At 69.2% G+C, this 20,317-nt stretch carries 18 protein-coding genes and 1 tRNA gene; 2 read left to right on the forward strand and 17 right to left on the reverse strand.

Annotated features, from left to right (window positions below; translation table 11 throughout):
• Positions 1–57 precede the first annotated feature (57 nt).
• From prmC to AB0D14_RS15485, 11 genes are all read right to left on the reverse strand, one after another.
• On the reverse strand, positions 58–897 hold the full coding sequence (gene prmC, locus AB0D14_RS15435; RefSeq protein WP_362778759.1) for a peptide chain release factor N(5)-glutamine methyltransferase: 840 nt from the start codon (positions 895–897) through the stop codon (positions 58–60).
• Positions 898–983: 86 nt separating this feature from the next.
• Positions 984–2,060, reverse strand: coding sequence for a peptide chain release factor 1 (gene prfA, locus AB0D14_RS15440; protein ID WP_362778761.1), 1,077 nt, complete (start codon positions 2,058–2,060; stop codon positions 984–986).
• Between the two features lie 206 nt (positions 2,061–2,266).
• On the reverse strand, positions 2,267–2,494 hold the full coding sequence (rpmE, locus tag AB0D14_RS15445; RefSeq protein WP_362778763.1) for a 50S ribosomal protein L31: 228 nt from the start codon (positions 2,492–2,494) through the stop codon (positions 2,267–2,269).
• Between the two features lie 207 nt (positions 2,495–2,701).
• On the reverse strand, positions 2,702–3,856 hold the full coding sequence (locus AB0D14_RS15450; RefSeq protein WP_362778766.1) for an LCP family protein: 1,155 nt from the start codon (positions 3,854–3,856) through the stop codon (positions 2,702–2,704).
• Between the two features lie 441 nt (positions 3,857–4,297).
• Complete coding sequence (rho, locus tag AB0D14_RS15455) at positions 4,298–6,490, reverse strand: transcription termination factor Rho (RefSeq protein ID WP_362778769.1); 2,193 nt, start codon at positions 6,488–6,490, stop codon at positions 4,298–4,300.
• 385 nt (positions 6,491–6,875) lie between these two features.
• Complete coding sequence (gene thrB, locus AB0D14_RS15460) at positions 6,876–7,793, reverse strand: homoserine kinase (protein ID WP_362778771.1); 918 nt, start codon at positions 7,791–7,793, stop codon at positions 6,876–6,878.
• A gap of 290 nt (positions 7,794–8,083) precedes the next feature.
• Positions 8,084–9,142 carry a threonine synthase gene (thrC, locus tag AB0D14_RS15465; protein WP_362778773.1) on the reverse strand — a complete coding sequence of 353 codons (1,059 nt, stop codon included), beginning with the start codon at positions 9,140–9,142 and terminating at the stop codon, positions 8,084–8,086.
• A 6-nt stretch (positions 9,143–9,148) separates the two neighbouring features.
• Positions 9,149–10,447 carry a homoserine dehydrogenase gene (locus tag AB0D14_RS15470; protein ID WP_362778973.1) on the reverse strand — a complete coding sequence of 433 codons (1,299 nt, stop codon included), beginning with the start codon at positions 10,445–10,447 and terminating at the stop codon, positions 9,149–9,151.
• Between the two features lie 260 nt (positions 10,448–10,707).
• A complete protein-coding gene (gene lysA, locus AB0D14_RS15475; protein WP_362778776.1) occupies positions 10,708–12,099 on the reverse strand; it encodes a diaminopimelate decarboxylase in 1,392 nt (463 codons plus the stop codon).
• Between the two features lie 25 nt (positions 12,100–12,124).
• Complete coding sequence (nrtL, locus tag AB0D14_RS15480; protein WP_362778778.1) at positions 12,125–13,240, reverse strand: ArgS-related anticodon-binding protein NrtL; 1,116 nt, start codon at positions 13,238–13,240, stop codon at positions 12,125–12,127.
• 347 nt (positions 13,241–13,587) lie between these two features.
• Positions 13,588–14,106, reverse strand: a complete 519-nt coding sequence (locus tag AB0D14_RS15485; protein ID WP_362778780.1) for a response regulator — start codon at positions 14,104–14,106, stop codon at positions 13,588–13,590.
• Positions 14,107–14,308: 202 nt separating this feature from the next.
• On the opposite strand from AB0D14_RS15485, the gene AB0D14_RS15490 reads away from it, so the two are divergent.
• Positions 14,309–14,380, forward strand: a tRNA-Arg gene (locus tag AB0D14_RS15490).
• Between the two features lie 156 nt (positions 14,381–14,536).
• On the opposite strand, the gene AB0D14_RS15495 is transcribed toward AB0D14_RS15490, so the two are convergent.
• The 5 genes from AB0D14_RS15495 to AB0D14_RS15515 all read right to left on the reverse strand — a co-directional run bounded on the left by AB0D14_RS15495 (position 14,537) and on the right by AB0D14_RS15515 (position 19,588).
• Positions 14,537–15,913: a site-specific integrase gene (locus AB0D14_RS15495; protein WP_362778782.1), complete on the reverse strand. Its 1,377-nt coding sequence runs from the start codon at positions 15,911–15,913 to the stop codon at positions 14,537–14,539.
• A 113-nt stretch (positions 15,914–16,026) separates the two neighbouring features.
• Entirely contained in the window at positions 16,027–16,218 is a 192-nt protein-coding gene (locus AB0D14_RS15500; RefSeq protein ID WP_362778784.1) for a helix-turn-helix domain-containing protein, read from the reverse strand.
• Between the two features lie 316 nt (positions 16,219–16,534).
• Positions 16,535–18,085: a YfjI family protein gene (locus AB0D14_RS15505; RefSeq protein ID WP_362778786.1), complete on the reverse strand. Its 1,551-nt coding sequence runs from the start codon at positions 18,083–18,085 to the stop codon at positions 16,535–16,537.
• The gene (locus tag AB0D14_RS15510) at positions 18,082–19,008 is read right to left on the reverse strand and encodes a bifunctional DNA primase/polymerase (protein ID WP_362778789.1); all 927 of its coding nucleotides are present in this window, start codon (positions 19,006–19,008) and stop codon (positions 18,082–18,084) included. Before AB0D14_RS15510 ends, AB0D14_RS15505 begins: the two co-directional genes overlap by 4 nt.
• Before the next feature lie 82 nt (positions 19,009–19,090).
• Positions 19,091–19,588, reverse strand: coding sequence for a hypothetical protein (locus tag AB0D14_RS15515; protein WP_362778791.1), 498 nt, complete (start codon positions 19,586–19,588; stop codon positions 19,091–19,093).
• On the opposite strand from AB0D14_RS15515, the gene AB0D14_RS15520 reads away from it, so the two are divergent.
• Positions 19,587–19,835 carry a hypothetical protein gene (locus AB0D14_RS15520; protein WP_362778793.1) on the forward strand — a complete coding sequence of 83 codons (249 nt, stop codon included), beginning with the start codon at positions 19,587–19,589 and terminating at the stop codon, positions 19,833–19,835. The genes AB0D14_RS15515 and AB0D14_RS15520 overlap by 2 nt on opposite strands.
• A gap of 3 nt (positions 19,836–19,838) precedes the next feature.
• Here AB0D14_RS15520 and AB0D14_RS15525 read toward each other — a convergent pair whose 3' ends face one another.
• A complete protein-coding gene (locus AB0D14_RS15525; protein ID WP_362778795.1) occupies positions 19,839–20,309 on the reverse strand; it encodes a hypothetical protein in 471 nt (156 codons plus the stop codon).
• Between the last annotated feature and the right edge of the window lie 8 nt (positions 20,310–20,317).

Here is a 20,317-nt window from a genome sequence, read left to right on the forward strand (position 1 = left end):
CCCCGTTGGCCGCGTATCTAACGATGTCCACGTCGTCCACACAAGAAGTCGCCGCGGTCATGGCATCGCCCTGCGGGCGGTCGCGAACCGCGGCCGGTTGTTGAGGTCGGGGTGGTCGGCGGCGTCCGCCCAGCCCCGTTCCTCGGTGAAGATCCACGGCACCTGTCCGCCCTGGGTGTCGGCATGCTCGACGACGACGACACCGCCCGGCCGCAGCAGCCGGTGCGCGGTGCGCTCCAGACCGCGGATCAGGTCGAGGCCGTCCTCGCCCGAGAACAGGGCGAGTTCGGGATCGTGGTCCCGGGCCTCCGGAGCGACGTACTCCCATTCCGTGAGCGGGATGTACGGCGGGTTGGTGATGACGAGGTCCACCTGGCCGTCGAGGTCGGGGAAGGCGTCGAGGGCGTTCCCCTGGCGCAGGTCGACCCTGGACCCCTCGACGTTCTTACGGGTCCACCGCAGGGCGTCCTCGGACAGTTCGACGGCGTGCACGCGGGAGCGCGGCACCTCCTGTGCGAGGGCGAGCGCGATGGCGCCCGAGCCGGTGCACAGGTCGACGATCAGCGGCTCCACGACGTCCATCGCGCGGACGGCGTCTATGGCCCAGCCGACCACGGACTCGGTCTCGGGCCTGGGCACGAACACACCCGGCCCGACCTGGAGTTCCAGGTACCGGAAGTAGGCCCGGCCGGTGATGTGCTGGAGCGGCTCGCGCGCCTCGCGGCGTGCGATCACCTCCCAGTACCGGGCGTCGAAGTCCGAGTCCTTGACGGTGTGCAGCTCGCCCCGCTTCACGGCGTGCACGAACGCGGCGAGCTCCTCGGCGTCGTTGCGCGGCGAGGGCACGCCGGCGTCGGCCAGCCGCTGGGTGGCCTGAGCCACTTCCGCGAGCAGCACGCCGCGGGGGTTTGGGGGTCGCCCCCCAAAATGTTGCTGCACGCTGGTCCTCCGGGGCTGAGCGGTCTGTTGTGCTGGGAGCGTGGTTACGCGGCGGCGAGCTTGGCCGCCGAGTCGGCGTCCACGCAGGCCTGGGTCACCGCGTCGAGATCACCGTCCAGCACCTGGTCCAAGTTGTACGCCTTGAAGCCGACGCGGTGGTCCGAGATGCGGTTCTCCGGGAAGTTGTACGTACGGATCTTCTCGGAGCGGTCGACGGTGCGGACCTGGCTGCGGCGGGCGTCCGCGGCGTTGCGCTCCGCCTCCTCCTGTGCCGCGGCGAGGAGCCTGGAGCGCAGGATACGCATCGCCTGCTCCTTGTTCTGCAGCTGGCTCTTCTCGTTCTGGCAGGAGGCGACGACTCCGGTGGGAACGTGCGTGATGCGCACCGCGGAGTCGGTGGTGTTGACGGACTGGCCGCCGGGCCCGGAGGAGCGGTAGACGTCGATCCGCAGGTCGTTCGCGTGGATCTCGACATCGACCTCCTCGGCCTCGGGCGTGACGAGCACACCGGCGGCGGAGGTGTGGATACGGCCCTGCGACTCGGTCGAGGGCACGCGCTGCACGCGGTGCACCCCGCCCTCGTACTTCATCCGGGCCCAGACACCCTGGCCGGGCTCGGTGGCGCCGTTGCCGCCCTTGGTCTTCACGGCGACCTGGACGTCCTTGTAGCCGCCCAGCTCGGACTCGGTGGAGTCGATGATCTCGGTCTTCCAGCCGACGCGCTCGGCGTACCGCAGGTACATGCGCAGCAGGTCGCCGGCGAACAGCGCCGACTCGTCGCCGCCCGCGCCCGCCTTGATCTCCAGGATGACGTCCTTGTCGTCGCTGGGGTCGCGCGGGACAAGGAGCAGCCGGAGTTTCTCCGTCAGCTCCTCGCGCTGCTTCTCCAGCTCCTTGACCTCGGCGGCGAAGTCGGGGTCGTCGGCGACGAACTCCTTCGCCGTCTCGATGTCTTCCCCGGTCTGCTTCCAGGAGCGGTACGTCGCGACGATCGGGGTCAGCTCGGCGTAGCGCTTGTTGAGCTTGCGCGCGTTGGCCTGGTCGGCGTGGACCGACGGGTCAGCGAGCCTCTTCTCCAGATCGGCGTGCTCACCGATGAGTTCCTCGACCGCCTCGAACATCTCCGGCTCCAATGGACTGCCCCCCGGCGCCGTCTCGGGCTCGGGGGCGTAGGTACGTCATGGGGGTTTCCCCTGCTCGATCGAAGTCGAGAGCGCGGGGAGGGGGCTGCAGTGGGGGTTGCGGCCGGGGGGAGAGGGCTGCACCGCAAAGCGCCGGTCCCGGCGCCCCCTGGTCGGAGGCGCCGAAGACCGGCGCTGTGAGGTCGCTACTTGCTGTCAGCGGCAGCCTTGGCCTTGCCGAAGCGGGCCTCGAAGCGGGCCACCCGGCCACCGGTGTCGAGGATCTTCTGCTTGCCCGTGTAGAACGGGTGGCACTCGGAGCAGACCTCGGCGCGGACGGTGCCGCTGGAGATCGTGCTGCGGGTGGTGAACGACGCGCCACAGGTGCAGCTGACCTGCGTCTCGACGTACTCGGGGTGGATTTCGCGCTTCAAGGTGTCTCCTAGTTTCGGGAGGGCACCGGGTCGCTGCCGCGGGCTGCGGGTGCGTGAACCGGGGCCGACTGTCCAGTCTGCCAGGACTGGTGCCATCTCCCCAAACCGAGGGAGGGCGTCGGGTATTCCCCGAGAGCAGGATCCGACGCGTCGGCCACCCTCACGGGGCGCTCGCGGGGCGCGGGCCCATCCCTGCAGGGGCGCTCGTCACGAAGTGACGACGCCCTTCGCGTCTCCGCTCGCCGTGCCCTTGGTCGCCGACTTCGGGATCGGGCGGTCGTTCTTCAGCGCGTCCCAGACCGACTCGGCCTTGTCCTTCTGGAGGAGGACGCGGTTGCCGTCCGCCGGGTCGTACTGGACCGGCATCGTCACCATGTTCATCTTCGACGAGCTGATCCCCTTGAGCCCGCCCGCGAAGGAGGCCAGGTCCTTGACCGAGGCCAGGTCGGAGTCCGTGGTGACGGTCCTGGTCGCGGTGTCGGCGAGGTCGTAGAGCTTCTTCGGGCTGGTCAGCACCCCGACGTCCTTGACCTGCTCGACCAGTGCCTTGATGAACGCCTGCTGGAGCTGGATGCGGCCGAGGTCGGAGCCGTCGCCGACACCGTGCCGCGTACGGACCAGGCCGAGCGACTGCTCGCCGGTGAGCCGGTGTGTGCCGGCCTTCAGGTCGAGGTGGCTCTCCTTGTCGGTGATGTCCTTGCCCGTGGTGACCTCGACCCCGCCGAGGTCGTCGATCAGTTTCTGGAAGCCGCTGAAGTCGACCTCGACGTAGTGGTCCATGCGGATGCCGGTCATCGACTCGACGGTCTTGACGGCACAGGCGGCGCCGCCCGTCGAGTACGCCGAGTTGAACATCGCCAAGGACGCGGCGTCGTGCGTGACGCCCTCGCCGTCGGTGCACCCGGGCCGGGGCACGAGGGTGTCGCGGGGTATGGAGACCACGCTGGCCTTCTTGTGGCCCTCGTAGACGTGCACGATCATCGCGGTGTCCGAACGGGCACTGCCGTCGTCGGCGCCGCCGCCCAGCTTCTTGTTGCTGCCGGAGCGGGTGTCGGAGCCGAGTACGAGGATGTCCTGCGAGCCGTTGTCGACGTTCAGGGGCCGGTCGGCGCCCAGGGCCTGGTTGATGTCGACGCTCTTGATGTTGTCGTTGAGGTCGAAGTACATGTATCCGAGGCCGGTGCCGCCCAGAACGAGGACACCCGCCGCGGACCAGGCCGTGATGAGGAGCCCCTTGCGGCGCTTGCTCTGCGGCTTGCGGCGGCGGCCCGTGGCACGGCGGCTCGGGACACCGGTCCCGGAACCACCGGCGGCGCCGGGCTCCGGCGTACTCTCGGACTCCGGCGTGCTCTCGGCAGGCATGTGCTCCTCAGTCCTCGCTGGTTATCGGCTACCCCCTGCGGTCAGGGTCAGGCGTGGTCATATGCCGTGACGTCTCTGTCAGGACCCGTCTTCTCAGACGTTGAAACCGAAAAAAGGGTTGCACAGCGCGCTGCGATCACGCAGTGCCACCATCGTCACGATGAGTGACCGGCGGGACGGGCGACCACCGGTTCACCTGCGCGTTCAGGGGCGGACGCGACGCTTCCGCGCCCCCGTGGCGACCTTCACATCTGTGGCGAAGCTCTCCCGTATCGCCCACCCCGCGAGCCGTCCTCCTGCCGCCGTCCTCCTGCGGACCGGCCCGGCGGGCCCTCGGCCCCCGCCCCGCGCCCTCGGCCCGCGGCGACGGCAACGCGGAGGGCCGCCCCCTGATGTGACGGGGACGGCCCTCCGCGGTACCGGCCTGCGCCGGCGGTGACGTCAGTCGTTGCCGTTGCCCGGCGCCGGTGTCGTCTTCTGGATCTGCAGCAGGAACTCTGCGTTCGACTTCGTCTGCTTCATTTTGTCGAGCAGCAGCTCGATCGCCTGCTGCTGGTCGAGCGCGTGCAGCACGCGACGCAGCTTCCAGGTGATGGCGAGCTCGTCGCTGCCGAGCAGGATCTCTTCCTTGCGGGTGCTGGACGAGTCCACGTCCACCGCCGGGAAGATCCGCTTGTCGGAGAGCTTGCGGTCCAGCTTGAGCTCGAGGTTGCCGGTGCCCTTGAACTCCTCGAAAATGACCTCGTCCATGCGCGAGCCGGTGTCGACCAGCGCGGTGGCCATGATGGTCAGCGAGCCGCCGTCCTCGATGTTGCGCGCGGCACCGAAGAAGCGCTTCGGCGGGTACAGCGCGGTCGAGTCGACACCACCGGACAGGATGCGGCCGGAGGCCGGGGCCGCGAGGTTGTACGCACGGCCCAGACGCGTGATCGAGTCGAGCAGCACGACGACGTCGTGGCCCAGCTCCACCAGACGCTTGGCCCGCTCGATGGCGAGCTCGGCCACCGTGGTGTGGTCCTCGGCGGGACGGTCGAAGGTCGAGGAGATGACCTCGCCCTTCACCGACCGCTGCATGTCGGTGACCTCTTCCGGACGCTCGTCGACCAGGACGACCATCAGGTGGCACTCGGGGTTGTTGACGGTGATCGCGTTGGCGATCGCCTGCAGGATCATGGTCTTGCCGGTCTTCGGCGGGGCCACGATCAGGCCACGCTGGCCCTTACCGATCGGCGCGACGAGGTCGATGATGCGGGTCGTCAGCACGCCCGGGTCGGTCTCCAGACGGAGCCGGTCCTGCGGGTAAAGGGGTGTCAGCTTGTTGAACTCCGGCCGCCCGCGCCCGGATTCGGCAGCCATGCCGTTCGCGGAGTCGAGACGGACCAGCGCGTTGAACTTCTCGCGGCGCTCGCCGTCCTTGGGCTGACGGACGGCGCCGGTGACGTGGTCACCCTTGCGCAGACCGTTCTTGCGGACCTGGGCCAGCGAGACGTACACGTCGTTCGGACCGGGCAGGTAGCCCGACGTACGGATGAACGCGTAGTTGTCGAGGATGTCCAGGATGCCCGCGACGGGGATCAGGACGTCGTCGTCGGCGACCTGCGGCTCGTTGGGGCCGAACTCGTCGCGGCCACGGCGGCCACGGCGGTCACGGTAACGACCGCGGCGGCCACGGCGACCACCCTCGAAATCGTCGTCGTCCTGCGGGCCGTTGTCACGCTGACGGTCCTGGCGGTCCTGGCGGTCCTGCCGGCCGCCCTGCTGCTGCCGGTCCTGACGGTCCTGGCGCTGCTGGTTGCCACCGCCCTGGCCGCCACTCTGGCCACCCTGGCTGCTCTGACCGCCCTGCGGCTCGTCGCCCTTGCCACGGCGGTCGCGGTCGCGACCACCACGGTCACGGTCACCGCGGTCACCACGGTCACCGCGGTCACGACGGTCGCGGCGGCCCTGACGGCCGTCGGCTCCGCCGTCCGAGCCATCTCCCTTGGCCTCGCCCTGCGACTGCGCGGGGGCCTCGGACCTCGGCTCGCTCGTCACCTCGGCGGTGACCGTCTCCGGGCTGCCTGCCTCGGCGGTGGCACGACGCCGGCGGCGCTCGGCCGGGGCCTCGTCGCCCCCACGCTCGGCCTCTCCCCCACGCTCGGCTGCGCTCGCGCGGGAGGTACCCCCATCGCGGGACGGGTCCCCGGCGGGCTGGCCGGGGATCTCGATCTGCTGCTGAGCCACGGCCTTCTCGGCCTTGGCCTCCGCCTTCTTCTCGGCGGGAGAGACGGCCTCGTCACTCGTACGGGCCTTCGAGGTGGCCCGGCGCTTGGGCTTCGTCTCGGTGGCGTCCCCGGCGGAGGACGTGGCCTTGACCGAAGCGCCCCCTCCCCCAGAGCCTGAAACAGCCTGGGAGGTACCCCCAGCCTGCGCCTCCTTGATGACCTCGATCAGCTGGCTCTTGCGCATCCGCGCGGTGCCCCTGATGCCAAGGCCCGAGGCGACCTGCTGCAGCTCGGCCAGCACCATGCCGTCAAGGCCGGTACCGCGGCGCCGACGGGAGCCTGCACCGGTGGCAGGCGCGGAGGCGTCCGTGGCGGGCGCGGCAGCGGTCTCCTCGACACGTGCGCCCATCAGATCGGTGGTGTCGCTCACGAAGGGTCCTTCCCTGGAGCGGACGTCGGCCTGTCTGGCTCGGCGACCGGTTGTGCTGTCCGACAGTGGTCCTTGCTGTGTGGACCGTGCCGGGGCGGTGGTCCGCCAATAGGCGGAGGGAATTTCTGGGATGACGTTTCCCGGGGCCGCGGACTTGAGGTTCTGTGTCCATCGGCTCGTTCACGCCGGTTCCGGAGCGTGCTCAGCACCGCTCAGCGCGTAGCACCCAATGCATGGCACAAACCAGTTTGGGGGGCTCCCGGAAGAATGATTGTCCCGGACGGGGACGTGAAGCACCTCGCCATGGTGGGGTCGGGTGCAGACTTGAGGTTAACACTACCGGATCCAACAAACATTCCCCCTCTCGTAAACCGGCGACCGAGTGTCACGGAGCAAGCGGCAGCACGCTCGCTCCCGTGGCATCGAGGCTCAGCCGGTTGGCCGCCCAGCCCTCGCCCGCCAGTCGTGCGACCTTGTCCGCCGCGGCCTCGTCGGCGAGCGCGAGCACGGTGGGCCCGGCGCCGGAGATGACCGCGGGAATTCCGTCGGCCCGCAGCCGCTCCACCAGCGCCACGCTCTCCGGCATGGCCGGTGCGCGGTACTCCTGGTGCAGTCGGTCCTCGGTGGCGGGCAGCAGCAGCTCGGGGCGCCTGGTCAGGGCCTCGACGAGCAGTGCGGCGCGGCCCGCGTTGGTGGCTGCGTCGACGTGTGGGACGGTCCGCGGGAGCAGTCCGCGGGCGGTCTCCGTGAGCACTGCCTTGCCGGGCACGAAAACCACCGGAACGACGGACTCCGCGGGCTCCATCCTGATGGCGCGCGCGGCTCCGCCCTCCATCCAGGACAGGGTGAATCCGCCGAGCAGACAGGCCGCGACGTTGTCGGGGTGTCCCTCGATCTCGGTGGCGAGTTCCAGGAGCGCGGTGTCGTCGAGCTTGCTGTCGCCGCCTATGGTCACGGCGCGCGCGGCGACGATGCCGGCGCAGATCGCGGCGGACGAGGAGCCGAGGCCACGGCCGTGCGGAATGCGGTTGGCGCAGACGATTTCGAGACCGCGGGGCTGTCCGCCCAGCAGATCGAAGGCGGTGCGCAGGGAACGTAGGAGGAGGTGCCGCTCGTCTCGCGGGAGCGTCTCGCTTCCCTCACCCGCGATGTCGATGTTCAGCCCGGACTCTGCCACCCGGACGACCACGTCGTCGTACAGCCCCAGTGACAGGCCGAGCGCGTCGAAACCCGGGCCGAGGTTGGCACTGGTGGCGGGGACACGCACCCGGACGGCGGCTGCGCGGAATGCTGGACCGGCCATCTCTCGATGACTCTCCTTGAGCTTGAGCTGCGAGATTCTCGAAAATCCTGCGAGACGTACGGCGAATGCGGAACACCCGGAGGCCGCAGGGACGGCGCGGCACCGCGGCATATGCGGCGGGCGGGTTCAGTACAGCTTATCGAAGGAAGGTTCCGTGGCGACATAGGGCGCACAAGAGGCGCACGATGCGTGTCGTAAGCCCCTTGTGCACCCCCCCTTTTTTTAGAGCTCGGTTCGCCTCCGGGGCGCGCCTCACTCGCTTTCGGCCAGTAACGGGACGGGGGCCCGCATTACGCCAGGCCAAGCCTTTCGGCGGCCGTAGCCGCGTCGACGGGGACCGTGACGGGCTGCGGGGCACCCGCGACGGCCCAGTCGGGGTCCTTGAGGCCGTTTCCGGTCACCGTGCAGACGATGCGCTGCCCCGGGTCGACCTTGCCCTGCTCGGTGGCCTTGAGGAGACCGGCGACAGAAGCCGCCGAGGCCGGCTCGACGAAAACGCCCTCCTGCGCGGCCAACAGCCGGTAGGCGCGCAGGATCTCACGGTCCGTCACCTCGTCGATGAAGCCGCCCGACTCGTCGCGCGCGGCCAGCGCGAACTGCCACGAGGCCGGGTTGCCGATCCTGATCGCGGTGGCGATCGTCGAGGGGTCCTTGACGACCTCGCCGCGCACGATGGGCGCGGACCCGGACGCCTGGAAGCCCCACATCCGCGGAGTCCGTCCGGCGACCTTGTCGGCGGCGTACTCCGTGTATCCCTTCCAGTACGCGGTGATGTTGCCCGCGTTGCCGACCGGAAGGACGTGGATGTCGGGAGCGTCGCCGAGCATGTCCACGATCTCGAACGCCGCGGTCTTCTGCCCCTCGATACGCACCGGGTTCACCGAATTGACCAGTGCCACCGGGTAGTTGTCGGAGAGGCTGCGCGCCAGCGTGAGGCAGTCGTCGAAGTTGCCGTCGACCTGGAGGATCTTCGCCCCGTGCACGAGGGCCTGGCCCATCTTGCCGAGCGCGATCTTGCCCTGCGGGACGAGAACGGCGCAGACCATGCCGGCCCGTACGGCATAGGCCGCGGCCGAGGCCGACGTGTTGCCGGTGGAGGCGCAGATGACGGCCTTCGCGCCCTCCTCCTTGGCCCGCGTGATGGCCATGGTCATACCGCGGTCCTTGAAGGACCCGGTGGGGTTCGCACCCTCGACCTTGAGGTGGACCTCGCAGCCCGTGCGCTCGGAGAGCACCTGCGCGGGCACGAGCGGCGTACCGCCCTCGCGGAGTGTCACGACCTGCGTGGTCCCGGATACCGGCAGCCGGTCCCGGTACTCCTCGATGATTCCGCGCCACTGGTGGGTCATTGCTGGTTACTCTCCTTCAACCCGCATGATGCTGGCGACACCCCGCACGGTGTCGAGGTTGCGCAACGCCTCGACGGTCCCGTTGAGGGACGCGTCGGACGCGCGGTGCGTGACGACGACGAGGGAGGCATCGCCGCCTCCGTCTAGCCGTCCTTGCTGGCGAACCGTATCGATCGACACTCCGTGCTCGGCGAAGACGGTCGCCACCTGGGCGAGAACGCCCGGTTTGTCGGCCACATCGAGACTGATGTGGAAGCGGGTCACGACCTCGCCCATGGACGAGACGGGCAACTGGGTGTACGCCGAGTCGCCGGGCCCTGTCGTACCGCTGAGCTTGTTGCGGCACACGGCCACGAGGTCGCCGAGAACGGCGGACGCCGTCGGGGCGCCGCCCGCTCCCGGCCCGTAGAACATGAGCTGCCCGGCGGCGTCCGACTCGACGAACACCGCGTTGTACGCGCCGCGCACGGAGGCGAGCGGGTGACTCAGCGGGATCATGGCGGGGTGCACCCGCGCGGTGACCGATCCCCCGTCGGCGGCCCGCTCGCAGATGGCGAGCAGTTTGATGGTGCAGCCCATCGCCCTCGCCGAGGCGAAGTCGGCGGCGGTGACCTCGGTCATGCCCTCGCGGTACACGTCGTCGAGGCGCACGCGCGTGTGGAAGGCGATCCCGGCGAGGATGGCGGCCTTGGCTGCGGCGTCGAACCCCTCGACGTCGGCGGTGGGGTCGGCTTCCGCGTACCCCAGGGCCGTGGCCTCGTCGAGGGCTTCCTGGTAGCCGGCGCCCGTCGAGTCCATCTTGTCGAGGATGAAGTTGGTGGTGCCGTTGACGATGCCCAGCACCCGGTTGACCTTGTCGCCGGCGAGGGACTCGCGCAGCGGGCGGATCAGCGGGATGGCACCGGCGACGGCGGCCTCGTAATAGAGGTCCCTGCCCTGCTCCTCGGCGAGGGCGTGCAGCGCGGCGCCGTCCTGGGCGAGGAGCGCCTTGTTGGCGGACACGACGGAGGCGCCGTGCTCGAAGGCGGTCGTGATGAGGGAGCGCGCGGGCTCGATACCGCCGATGACCTCGACGACCACGTCGATGTCACCTCGTTTGACCAGGGCGGTCGCGTCGGTGGTGACCAGTGCGGGGTCGATGCCCTCGCGCACCTTGGACGGCCGCCGCACGGCCACGCCCGCCAGCTCGACGGGGGCCCCGATGCGGGCGGCGAGGTCGTCGGCGTGCGTCGTCATGATGCGCGCCACCTCTGAGCCGACAACCCCACAGCCCAGCAGCGCCACCTTCAGCGGACGCGTACGCATCATCCGACCTCGTTTCCTCATACCGTCACGGTGGAACCAGTCTCACTCACCGGACGGGGGTTTCTACCCTTCGTCCGGATCGTGAGATATCAATTTCATGTGCGCTGGGGCGAAAGACAGGAGATCTTCCGCCCCGCCTTTTCTCCCCCATCGTCTCTTCCGTCAGCCCCCTCCGTTCACCGTTCCGTTCACCCCGTTCCGTTCGTCTCTTCCATCGCCCCGTTCCGTTCGTCTCTTCCGTCGTCGCTCTCGCGTGTCGGTCAGCCGACGTCGAGACGGAGGAGGTCCTCCTCCGTCTCCCGGCGGACGATCACCCTCGCCTCGCCGTCGCGGACCGCGACGACGGGCGGACGCAGGGCGTGGTTGTAGTTGCTGGCCATCGAACGGCAGTACGCGCCGGTGGCCGGCACCGCGATGAGGTCACCCGGCGCGAGGTCGGAGGGCAGGAAGGCGTCCTTCACGACGATGTCACCGCTCTCGCAGTGCTTGCCGACCACCCGTACGAGCATGGGCTCCGCATCACTCGTACGGGAGACCAGGGCGACGCTGTACTCGGCGTCGTACAGCGCGGTGCGGATGTTGTCGGACATGCCGCCGTCGACGGAGACGTACGTACGCAGCCCCTCCAGGGGCTTGATGGTGCCGACCTCGTAGAGGGTGAAGGCGGTAGGGCCCACGATGGCGCGCCCGGGCTCCACCGAGATCCGAGGCGTGCGCAGCTTCGCGGCCTCACATTCCCTCGTCACGATCTCGCCGAGCGCCTTGGCGATCTCGTGGGGCTCGCGGGGGTCGTCCTCGCTGGTGTAGGCGATGCCGAGGCCGCCGCCGAGGTCGATCTCGGGAAGCTCGACACCGTGCTCGTCACGGACCTGCGCGAGCAGCGACACGACACGCCGCGCGGCGACTTCGAAGCCCGCCATGTCGAAGATCTGCGACCCGATGTGGGAGTGAATACCGACCACTTCGAGCCCGTCGAGGGTGAGCGCGCGCCGTACGGCCTCGGCGGCCTGCCCGTCCGCGAGCGCGATCCCGAACTTCTGGTCCTCGTGCGCGGTGGCGATGAACTCATGCGTGTGGGCCTCGACGCCGACGGTCACGCGGATCTGCACGCGCTGACGCTTGCCGAGGCTCTGCGCGATGTGCGCGACACGCACGATCTCCTGGAAGGAGTCGAGGACGATGCGCCCGACGCCGCTCTCGACGGCCTGCGTGATCTCGGCACCGGACTTGTTGTTGCCGTGGAAGGCGATCCGGTCGGCGGGCATGCCGGCGGAGAGGGCGGTGGTCAGCTCGCCGCCGGAACAGACGTCGAGGTTGAGCCCTTCTTCGTGCAGCCAGCGCACGATGGCCCGGGAGAGGAACGCCTTCCCGGCGTAGAAGACGTCGGCGTCGTGCCCGAAGGCGGTGCGCCAGGCCCGCGCCCGCGCCCGGAAGTCGGTCTCGTCGACGAAGTAGGCGGGCGTGCCGAACTCCTCGGCAAGCGTCGACACATCGATCCCGCCGACGCTGACCGAGCCGTCCTCGGTACGCGTCACGGTCTGCGCCCAGACCTTCGGGTCGAGGGCGTTGAGGTCGGCCGCGGGGGCCGAGTAGTGGCCCTCGGGCAGGACATCGGCATGACGGGGGCCGGCGGGATGTGCGGAACGGCTCATGTCTGTTGGGCTTTCTCAGAGATGTTCAGAGATGTTCTGGTGCGTCGATGCCGAGCAGGGACAGGCCACCGGCCAGCACCGTCCCGGCGGCTTCGGCGAGCGCGAGCCGGGAACGGCGGGCGGCCGAGGGTTTCTCGTCACCCACCGGAAGCACGCTGTGCTGGAAGGCGAGCATCGCGTCGGCGACGGTGACGAGATGCCGCGCGAGACGGTCGGGCCCGCGGTGCCGCGCGGCGGCGGCGAGGGCGTGCGGATACGAGTCGAGGGCGCCGAGGAGTTCACTCGCGCCCGCGCCCACACCCTGCGGTGGGTCCAGTTCCCCGGCGCTCCCCGCCCAGGCCCCGTCTTTGTCTCCATCTCCTCCGGCTCCTCCGGCTCCTCCGGTGAAACCGAGGTCGGCGGCGTTCCGGCTCAGCGCCCGGCTGCGGGCATGGGCGTAGCGAACCCTGAACAGCGGATTACTCTCCCGCTGGACGAGATGTTCCTCGGTGATGTGGGGCCGGTCGTGGGGCGCGGGGTGGAGCAGGGCCCAACGGGCGGCGTCGCGGCCGAGGTGGGTGGGGTCCTGTCCGGCGGGCACGGGCCGCAGGTTGACCTCAAGGGGCGCGGGCGCGCCGGGCCTGCCGTGGGCGTCGACGGTGACACCGAGGGGCCCCGCCCAGGCCGGGTCGGGCTCGGCCTCGCAGGAGGTACGGACGAGGGCACCCTGAGACCGAAGAACGCCGGCGAGAACCTGGCCGATCACGACGGCACGTACTTCGCGGGGGCAATGCAACTGAACGACCTCACCGGTGGGCCCGGCGGCGTACCCGTACCGCCCTCCGCACCGCAGAACCTCGCCGACCAGGGCCCGCCCTCTCCCGCTGAGCGTGATGTTGAGGAAACCGGGCCCGGTGATGTCGACCCGTGTCACTCCCGCCACACGGGTGAGGTACGGCCGCAGAATCTCGGCGACCTCGTGAGGCGGACGGCCGGCGGGGCGGGCCAGCCGCAGGGCGACGTTGGTGGCGTAGTCCCCACACCCCCCGGGCCCGGGCGCCACGACCTGCGCCTGCTCGGGCACCCCCACGGCCAGCTCACCCGCGTCCACCGCACGGCGCACGGCGCACAGAACGGTGCTGGAGAGCTCGACGGGGGTCACGGGACAAGGGTAGGGGAGGAGGGGGGTGGGTAGGCGAATGGGTTTGGGCGAGGGTCCGGGATGTGGACGGGTGGGGGTGGCGGCCCGCGCCCAGGAGGCGGGCTAAGGCGGTGCTGAAGGCCCCCGAGAACACGTCACCCCCACATACAGGGACTCCGCATACGGGGACTCCACTCGAGTCCCCACCCCGGCACCGGTTCCCGTCCCCGCCCCCGTGCAGGTCTCCCCTTGCCCACCCTCTACCTTCTACCTACTTCTCCCCCTACCTTCTCCCCTCTTTTTTCTCTACTCCTCTTCCTTCTCTGCCCTCGGCATTCCTGCTTCTCTTCCCTTGCTCGCTTGCTCGCTCAGTTGCCGGTGCGTCCGGCGCGCTCGGCTTCACCGGGTCCGTGGAAGCTCTCGGCACTCTCGAACGGCACACCGGAACCGGCGGCTTCCCGCCGCTCCAGCAACTGGCGTACGAGCCTGATCAGTTCCGCCGGATCGAAGGGCTTGGCCAGGAAGGCGTCGACGCCGACGTCGAGGCCGTTCTCGACCTCGTACTGGGTACAGGCGCTGATGATGGCGAGGGGGAGGTTACGGGTCCGCGGATCGGCCCGGAGCCGGGCGGCGGTACGCAACCCGTCCAGCCGAGGCATGACCACATCGAGGGTGACCACATCGGGCCGAACCTGGTGGATGACGTCCAGGCACTCGACACCGTCGGCCGCGGTCACGACCTCGAGACCCTCCAGCTCAAGGTTGACCCTGATCAGTTGCCGGATGACCTTGTTGTCGTCCACAACAAGCACCCGGCCCGACGCGCCTGACACAACTTGAGAGTAGGTCGGCACACGGGGCCGCGTCCGGCTTTTCCCCACTTCCACCCCGTGCGGGGGACCGCCGACCCCCTCAGGGGGCGCCACGAACCGAGGGCGAGGCCGACGTACCGCGCCTCTGCGACTCCACGACTCCCACAAGATCCAACTGGCTCCCGACACCCCCTCCCCCACCCCTGAAACCCGTTCATGGCGACCCCGAAAGAGCTGATAGGGTTCTACCCGTCGCCGCAAACACCGCGCCCGACACGCCCCCGTAGCTCAGGGGATAGAGCAACGGCCTCCGGAGCCGTGTGCGCAGGTTCGAATCCTGCCGGGGGCACTCCGCAGCAACCAGCACGATCAAGTCGCTGACCTGCACGAGTGCCACGTATGAGGAGCCGGACCCAGTCCCACTGAGTCCGGCTCTTTATCGTTGTCTGTCACTGATCGCGAGTGAGTGGCGAGTGAGATCTCAGCAGCGGTCACCGCCCAAGGATCACCCTTCGGTGCCTTCCTTCTTGGGCACCTCGCTCCACCCCATCGCCTGTTCGATCTTCTTGTTGTTCACCTCCTCGTGGCCGTCAATGCAGCCCTCGTAGCGCCGGTGGATGACCTCCGGGGAGTTGCCCGCACGACGGGCAACCTCGGCCACGGGGACCCCAGCGTTCAACCAGTTCGTGATGCAGGTATGCCGAAGGTCGTAGGGCCGGTGTGCGAGCGGGGAATCCGTCTTGTCCGGTGGGAGCGCGATGGGTCTTGCTTCCTGCCACACCCGCCAGTAGCTGGACGTCCCCAGCACGCCACCACGCTCGTTGGCGAAGAGCCTGCCGTCCTTGGCTGTACCGAACTCCTTGACGTGCTCACGGAGCATCGCGACCAGCAGCGGCGGTATGGGAACAGGCCGGTCGGCCTTGACCTCACGCGACTTGAGCCCCCGCTTGTCGTGACGCTGCCCCGAATCGGTCCACTTCTTGCCGGACACCGGGCGGGTTTCCCGAAGAGTGAGGGTCCCCCATCCAGTCTCGGGCAGATAGCAGTCCTTCTCTCGCAACCCGACCGCTTCCGCTGGCCTCATTGCGGCGTAGAGCTGGCAGCCGAAGAAAGCGACCAGTCGACGGCCGCGATTGCGGTGCACGGACCCCACGTACGAGACGGCTGTGAGAAGTGAATTCCCCTGAACCGCATTGACCAGGACCCGAGGATCCACCACGTCACCACCCGTGGATCCGATCCGCTTCACGTTTGCCAGCGGATTTTCGTCCAGGTAGCCCGACTCGATCGCGTGCTCCATTGCGGTATTGAAGCCACGGCGGCGCCGTTTGTACGTCTCCCCTGCCGCTGGGGTGCCGTCCAACTTGAAGGAAAGCCTGTACTGGACGTCCCGGAGAATTCTCGGGTCCGTCAGCGAGGACAGCGGAAGCGAACGGTTGGAGAGCCACGTACAGGCGGCCACGAGATCGGGCGGGGGCTCTTCGCCCTTGTGGGCCGGTACGACAGTCCAGCGCACGGCCAGCCGCACTTCCTCGGGCGTCGGTGCCTTCGCTCCGTCACCCATCATGGCGATCGCCACCGTGGCCAGGCTATCGGCGATGCCTTCACGCGTCTTCGCTGCTGTGGTACGCCACCGTGCCGCCATGTACTCCTGGCAGAAGTCCCACCATGACGGGTCCGGTTTGGTGTTCTCTTTCGCCGCTGCGGCCCGAAGTTCGGACTCTGGCAAACCGGTGTCCACATCGAATGCCTCGCCCTTGCGCATGGCCTGCCACAATTCCGAGCGGCGACTTTCAGCGAGCGCGACCGTGGTGAAGCTGGATGCTTTCACCTTGCCCGCGACCGTCCAACGGAGCTGATACGGCGCCTTCTTGCTCTTCACCTTGTTGACCTTCCACACTCGCACGTCGGTGGAAAGGGTGGGTGCCGGTGTCTCAGCCCCGGACGGGCGCCCGCCGTTGCGGGCGCCCGGGGTCTCGCTGGCCTTGCGGTGGTTCACGCGGATTCCTCCAAGGTCTCCATCCATCGGTCCAGTTCGGAACGACGGATGCGAACCGATCCGTTCGGGAGCTTGATGGCCCTGGGGCCCTTCCTGAGCTGCCGCCAGCGGTAGAACGTGGAGCGTGGTACGCCGATCTCTTCGATGACTTCGGGGATGGTCAACTTCTCGTCGCGGGGCTTGGCCACGACTCCTCCTTGGGCGAGAGAGCAAGGCAGGTGGGGAGAGGAGCGTCTGAGGGCCGCCACAGAAACCACGGAATACACAGAAAGCCGGGACGGTGGCCGTGAGCTGGGAGAACACCGGTCGGGGCATGGTTGGGCGGGCTGTCACAGAAAGCGCGGGAAGTTCCACAGAAATAAGCGGGCCGGGGTGGGCTCGTATTTGTGTGGTTCTTCTGCGGGTTTCTGTGGCAGCCGCCTCTCTGCCGCCCCTGGCCGTGTTCGTGCAGGTCAGGGGCGGTACGGGGTTATTTCTGTGATTCTGTGGTTTCTGTGGCAGGGGTCAGACGGTGGGTTCGCTCAACTGCGGGTGGATGAGGTAGCGCGGGGATGGTGGCCGGCCACGTCCTCCGGAGCGGTGAACCGGCTGGGCTCGGATGTATCCGTGGTCTTCCAGCAGGTTCAGCGCGGGGTCGAGATCCGCCACGGTGGGGAACTCCGAGCGGGAGAGCTTCGTCATGACCTCGCGCTTGCTGATCTCGGTCCACTCGCCTGCGCGCAGCAGCTCGTAGACGATGCGGGCGCGGTTGGCGGTGTGGTCGGCGCCCATGAGGTCGAAGACGACCAGGGCGTGACCGGTGAAGTAGTCCGAGAGCTTCACCGCGTCGCGCATGGTGTCGGCGGTGATGGGCTGGGTGTGCCCGTTCTCGATGTGCGCGGCGAGGTGGAGCAGCCCGGCGAGGCGGCAGGTCGCGCCGCCCAGCTTCGCGGCCCAGTTGCCGATGTGCCCGAGGTCCCCACCGCGCTTGCGCAGCCGCGGTTCCTGCCGCTTCTCGTACGCGACCAGCACATCGTTCGCCTCGGGTGAGAGCTGAAGGACCGCCGGGTCTGTCCAGTCCGCGAGGGACATGGTCAGCGCGATCACGCGTTCCTCGTAGGTGTCGGCCACCTCGTCGGAGATGGTGTCGGGCAGGATCTTGCGGTGCCCCACGAGGGAGGTCGGCAGCGAGTACAGGAACCGGGCCAACAGGCCCCTGTCCCCTGCTCCCTTGATGCGGCCGATGTCCTCCAAGACGGACGGCTGAACCGTCAGGCCCATGGTCAGCGCGGGCGCTTCGATGAACTCCTCACGCCCTCGCCGGTCCACGCGCAGCCGGTCACCTGCCTGGCCCCGGAGGAAGACCTCCATGTTGGGGGTGCCGGAATAGCGTCCCGCGATGATGTCGAAGATGCCGCCCTCCGCGCTCATCACGGCCAGCCTGCCGCCCTGTTCGGCCAGCAGTGAGGCAATAACCTCCGGTGTCGCGTCATCGGCCAGCAGACGGGGCTTGGCGGGCACGGTGAGAGATTCGGCGGTCTGCGCGAGGCTGATGGCCTCGGCAATGAGCTGATCACGCTTGTCGGCGTCCGCGCGGGCCGCCTTGGTGGCCGCGCTGTCCGCGACCTCCTTGGCGAGTTTCGCCGTGATCTCGGCCTCGATGATGGTGCTGGCCGATGCTGCGGCCAGCAGCGCTTCCGACTTGTAGAGCGGGTTGGTCATCAGGGAGAAGACGGCTGACTTTCGGTTGCCCGGCGGCAGGGCGACGACCACGAACGCGTTCGTGGGCTCACGCCAGCGGCCCCGGACGTGGACCACGGCGCGGCCTCCGGCTGCGGTCGATAGCACCGCGAGCGCGAGCGAGGCGGCCATGTCCACCGGTGTCTGCGTCTCCTCGGCAACCGCCCTCACGAAGTCCCCGAGCCAGGCCGGGAAGACCTCAGTGGGAAAAGCGGGGAGTTCGCGGCGGGCGGTGAGCGGGATCGGCTCTTCCCACGGCGCGGCGGCTTCCTGCCGTGCGTCCAGGGCTTCGAATCCGGCCCACAGTTCCGAGCTTTCCACGGGCTGTGCGCTCATGCCGCACTCGCCTCCAGCGCGCCGCCGCGGATGAGTCCGGAGCGGATCGCGGTGCGGCACTCTCCGGCGGGCAGGCCGATGGACTGCCCTGCGCTCATGAGTTCGCCGGTGACAGCGGCCTCGGTGAGATCGCCGTTGCGGATCATCCGGGCGAGGGCGTAGGCGGCGAAGTACACAGCACGATTACGACCGCCCTGGCGGGCGGACAGCACCTTTTCCAGCTCCCCGCGCAGCGCTGCGGTGCTGTAGGAGGTGGCGTTGCGCATCCGGGCCGACAGCTCCGCAAGCGGCATCGGGGCCGGTGCGGGCTGCGGGGTGAGCGGGTCACCAAGCCACGCAGGGAGGGGGGCCGGAGGAGCGTCGTGAATGATCTCGTACGGTGCTCCGCCCACGACGCTGCCGGCCGCAACCACGTACCCGCCCCAGGCCCGGGTGTCGACCTTCCACCCCAACGCGTCCGCCGTGCTGCGTAGCCGCTTTTCGGCAGGTGCGGTGAAGTACAGGTGCTGTCCGCCCCGGCGGGTGCGCACCGTGTAGGTCTCGGTCGGCAGCCTCTCGCCGGCGCGCTCGCACAGCGCGGCGAACACGTCCAAGCCATCGGCCATGCCCGCCCATTCGGGCGGTGCGGTGTCGGTGTCGTCCTTGGGGATGTCGAGGTCTACGACCACGAGGTTGGCGGGGCCGGTGGCGATGCCGACGTTGTAGGGGGCCGCCTGCCAGCACTGGGTGATGTGCTCGGCGTCGAGGGTGGCGCGCTGCTCCGGGGTGCGGTGCCCGTCCGCGCACCGGCCGGTGCGGGGGCAGTTGCGTTCGGGGTGTCCGGCGGGCCGCTTGTCGCCGGGCCGCACGGGGAAGACGGGCCAGCCGCGCTCAGCGGCAGCGAGGGCGGCGCACAGCAGCGCCGGGGCGAGGGTTGGTGTCATGCTGGGGGTCTCCTGTTTCTGCGAAGGGACGGAGAACCGGGGCGGTCGGGTCTTTGGCGAGAGGCGACCGCCCCGGGCGGATCTACTGGTGTTTGGCCCAGTGGGCGTACTGCTGTCGGACGTAGTAGCGCGGGTCGCAGATGACGGCCGTGTCGTCCAGGTCCATCAGCCGCTCGGCCGCCTCGGTCGCCACCTCGGTTGCGTCAGCGGCGGCGCCACCGGGTTCGTCCTGGAGTGCGATGCGGTCCAGGACGGCGGCCTTGCGGAGCCAGAAGTCACGGGGAAGCCGGGTGCCGAACGGCTTGTCGGTAGCTGTCTGGGCGGTCCATCCGATCTCGCTGATGATGCTCGGGGCGAGCGCGTACGCCTCTTCCGGTGTCGGCCACGGCCCGGTGTTGGTGCGGTGATCGGCCGTGACGTACAGGCGGGTGCGCTTGTCGTCGCGGGTGGGGTGCTGGCGTACGGGACCGGTGGTGAAGGCCTCGGACAGGGCCTGACTGACGCGGTCGCTGTCGGCCGGGTCACAGATGATGCGGATCTCGAACACGAAGTCCCCTTTCAGGGGTAGTTGGTCGGGCATGACGGAATGCCAGGAGACGGGCGATGAGGCACCCACCCCGTGGCACCGGCGCCGGGTGGTGCGCTGGCTGGTGGTGCTGGCCGTCACGGGTGCCGTGTACGGGCTGGCTGCCGTGGTGTGGCATGTGGTGATGGGCAAATCCTGGGAGGACTCCTGGTCATTCGCCCTGACGCTGACGGCGGCCTCGGTAGGCGGCCAGTGGATGGCCGCTGTCATCCTGCGGAAGGCCGGTCGGGGCGCAGGCTGACCGTCAGCCGTGGAAGTGGTTGCGCTTGATGACGGCCTTGCGGATGTTGACCGTGGTCCCGCCGCGGTGGCCGCTCGCGCTGAAGACCTGTACGGCGACCCAGCCGCCGAAGACGACGGCGGCGAGGATGACGAGTTGGGTGATGAGCGCGGTGAGTGCGGTGATGAACGCGGTAAGCAGGAACAGCCCGCCGCATACGGCGCCGAAGCCGATCCCTCCGAGGGCGATGTTCACCGCCGTGCGCGAGACGGCCGGCTTGACGGCGACCGGCTCGGGCTTGGCGGGCTCCATGGCGTAGCCGGTGACGACACGGCCGTCCGGCAGGACGACGCTTGCCACGGACGGGATGCTGCCCGGCTGCACGGGTGCGTACGGTGCGGCGTGCTGCACGGGGGCGAGGGGCGCGGGGTGGTGGATTTCCACGGCCGCCGCGTTGCGCACGGCGGGACGCGGGTATGCGGTGGGTTCGTTCACGGTCGGCC

This window comes from Streptomyces sp. NPDC048484, assembly GCF_040651415.1.
In the GTDB taxonomy this organism is placed as follows: Bacteria; Actinomycetota; Actinomycetes; order Streptomycetales; family Streptomycetaceae; genus Streptomyces.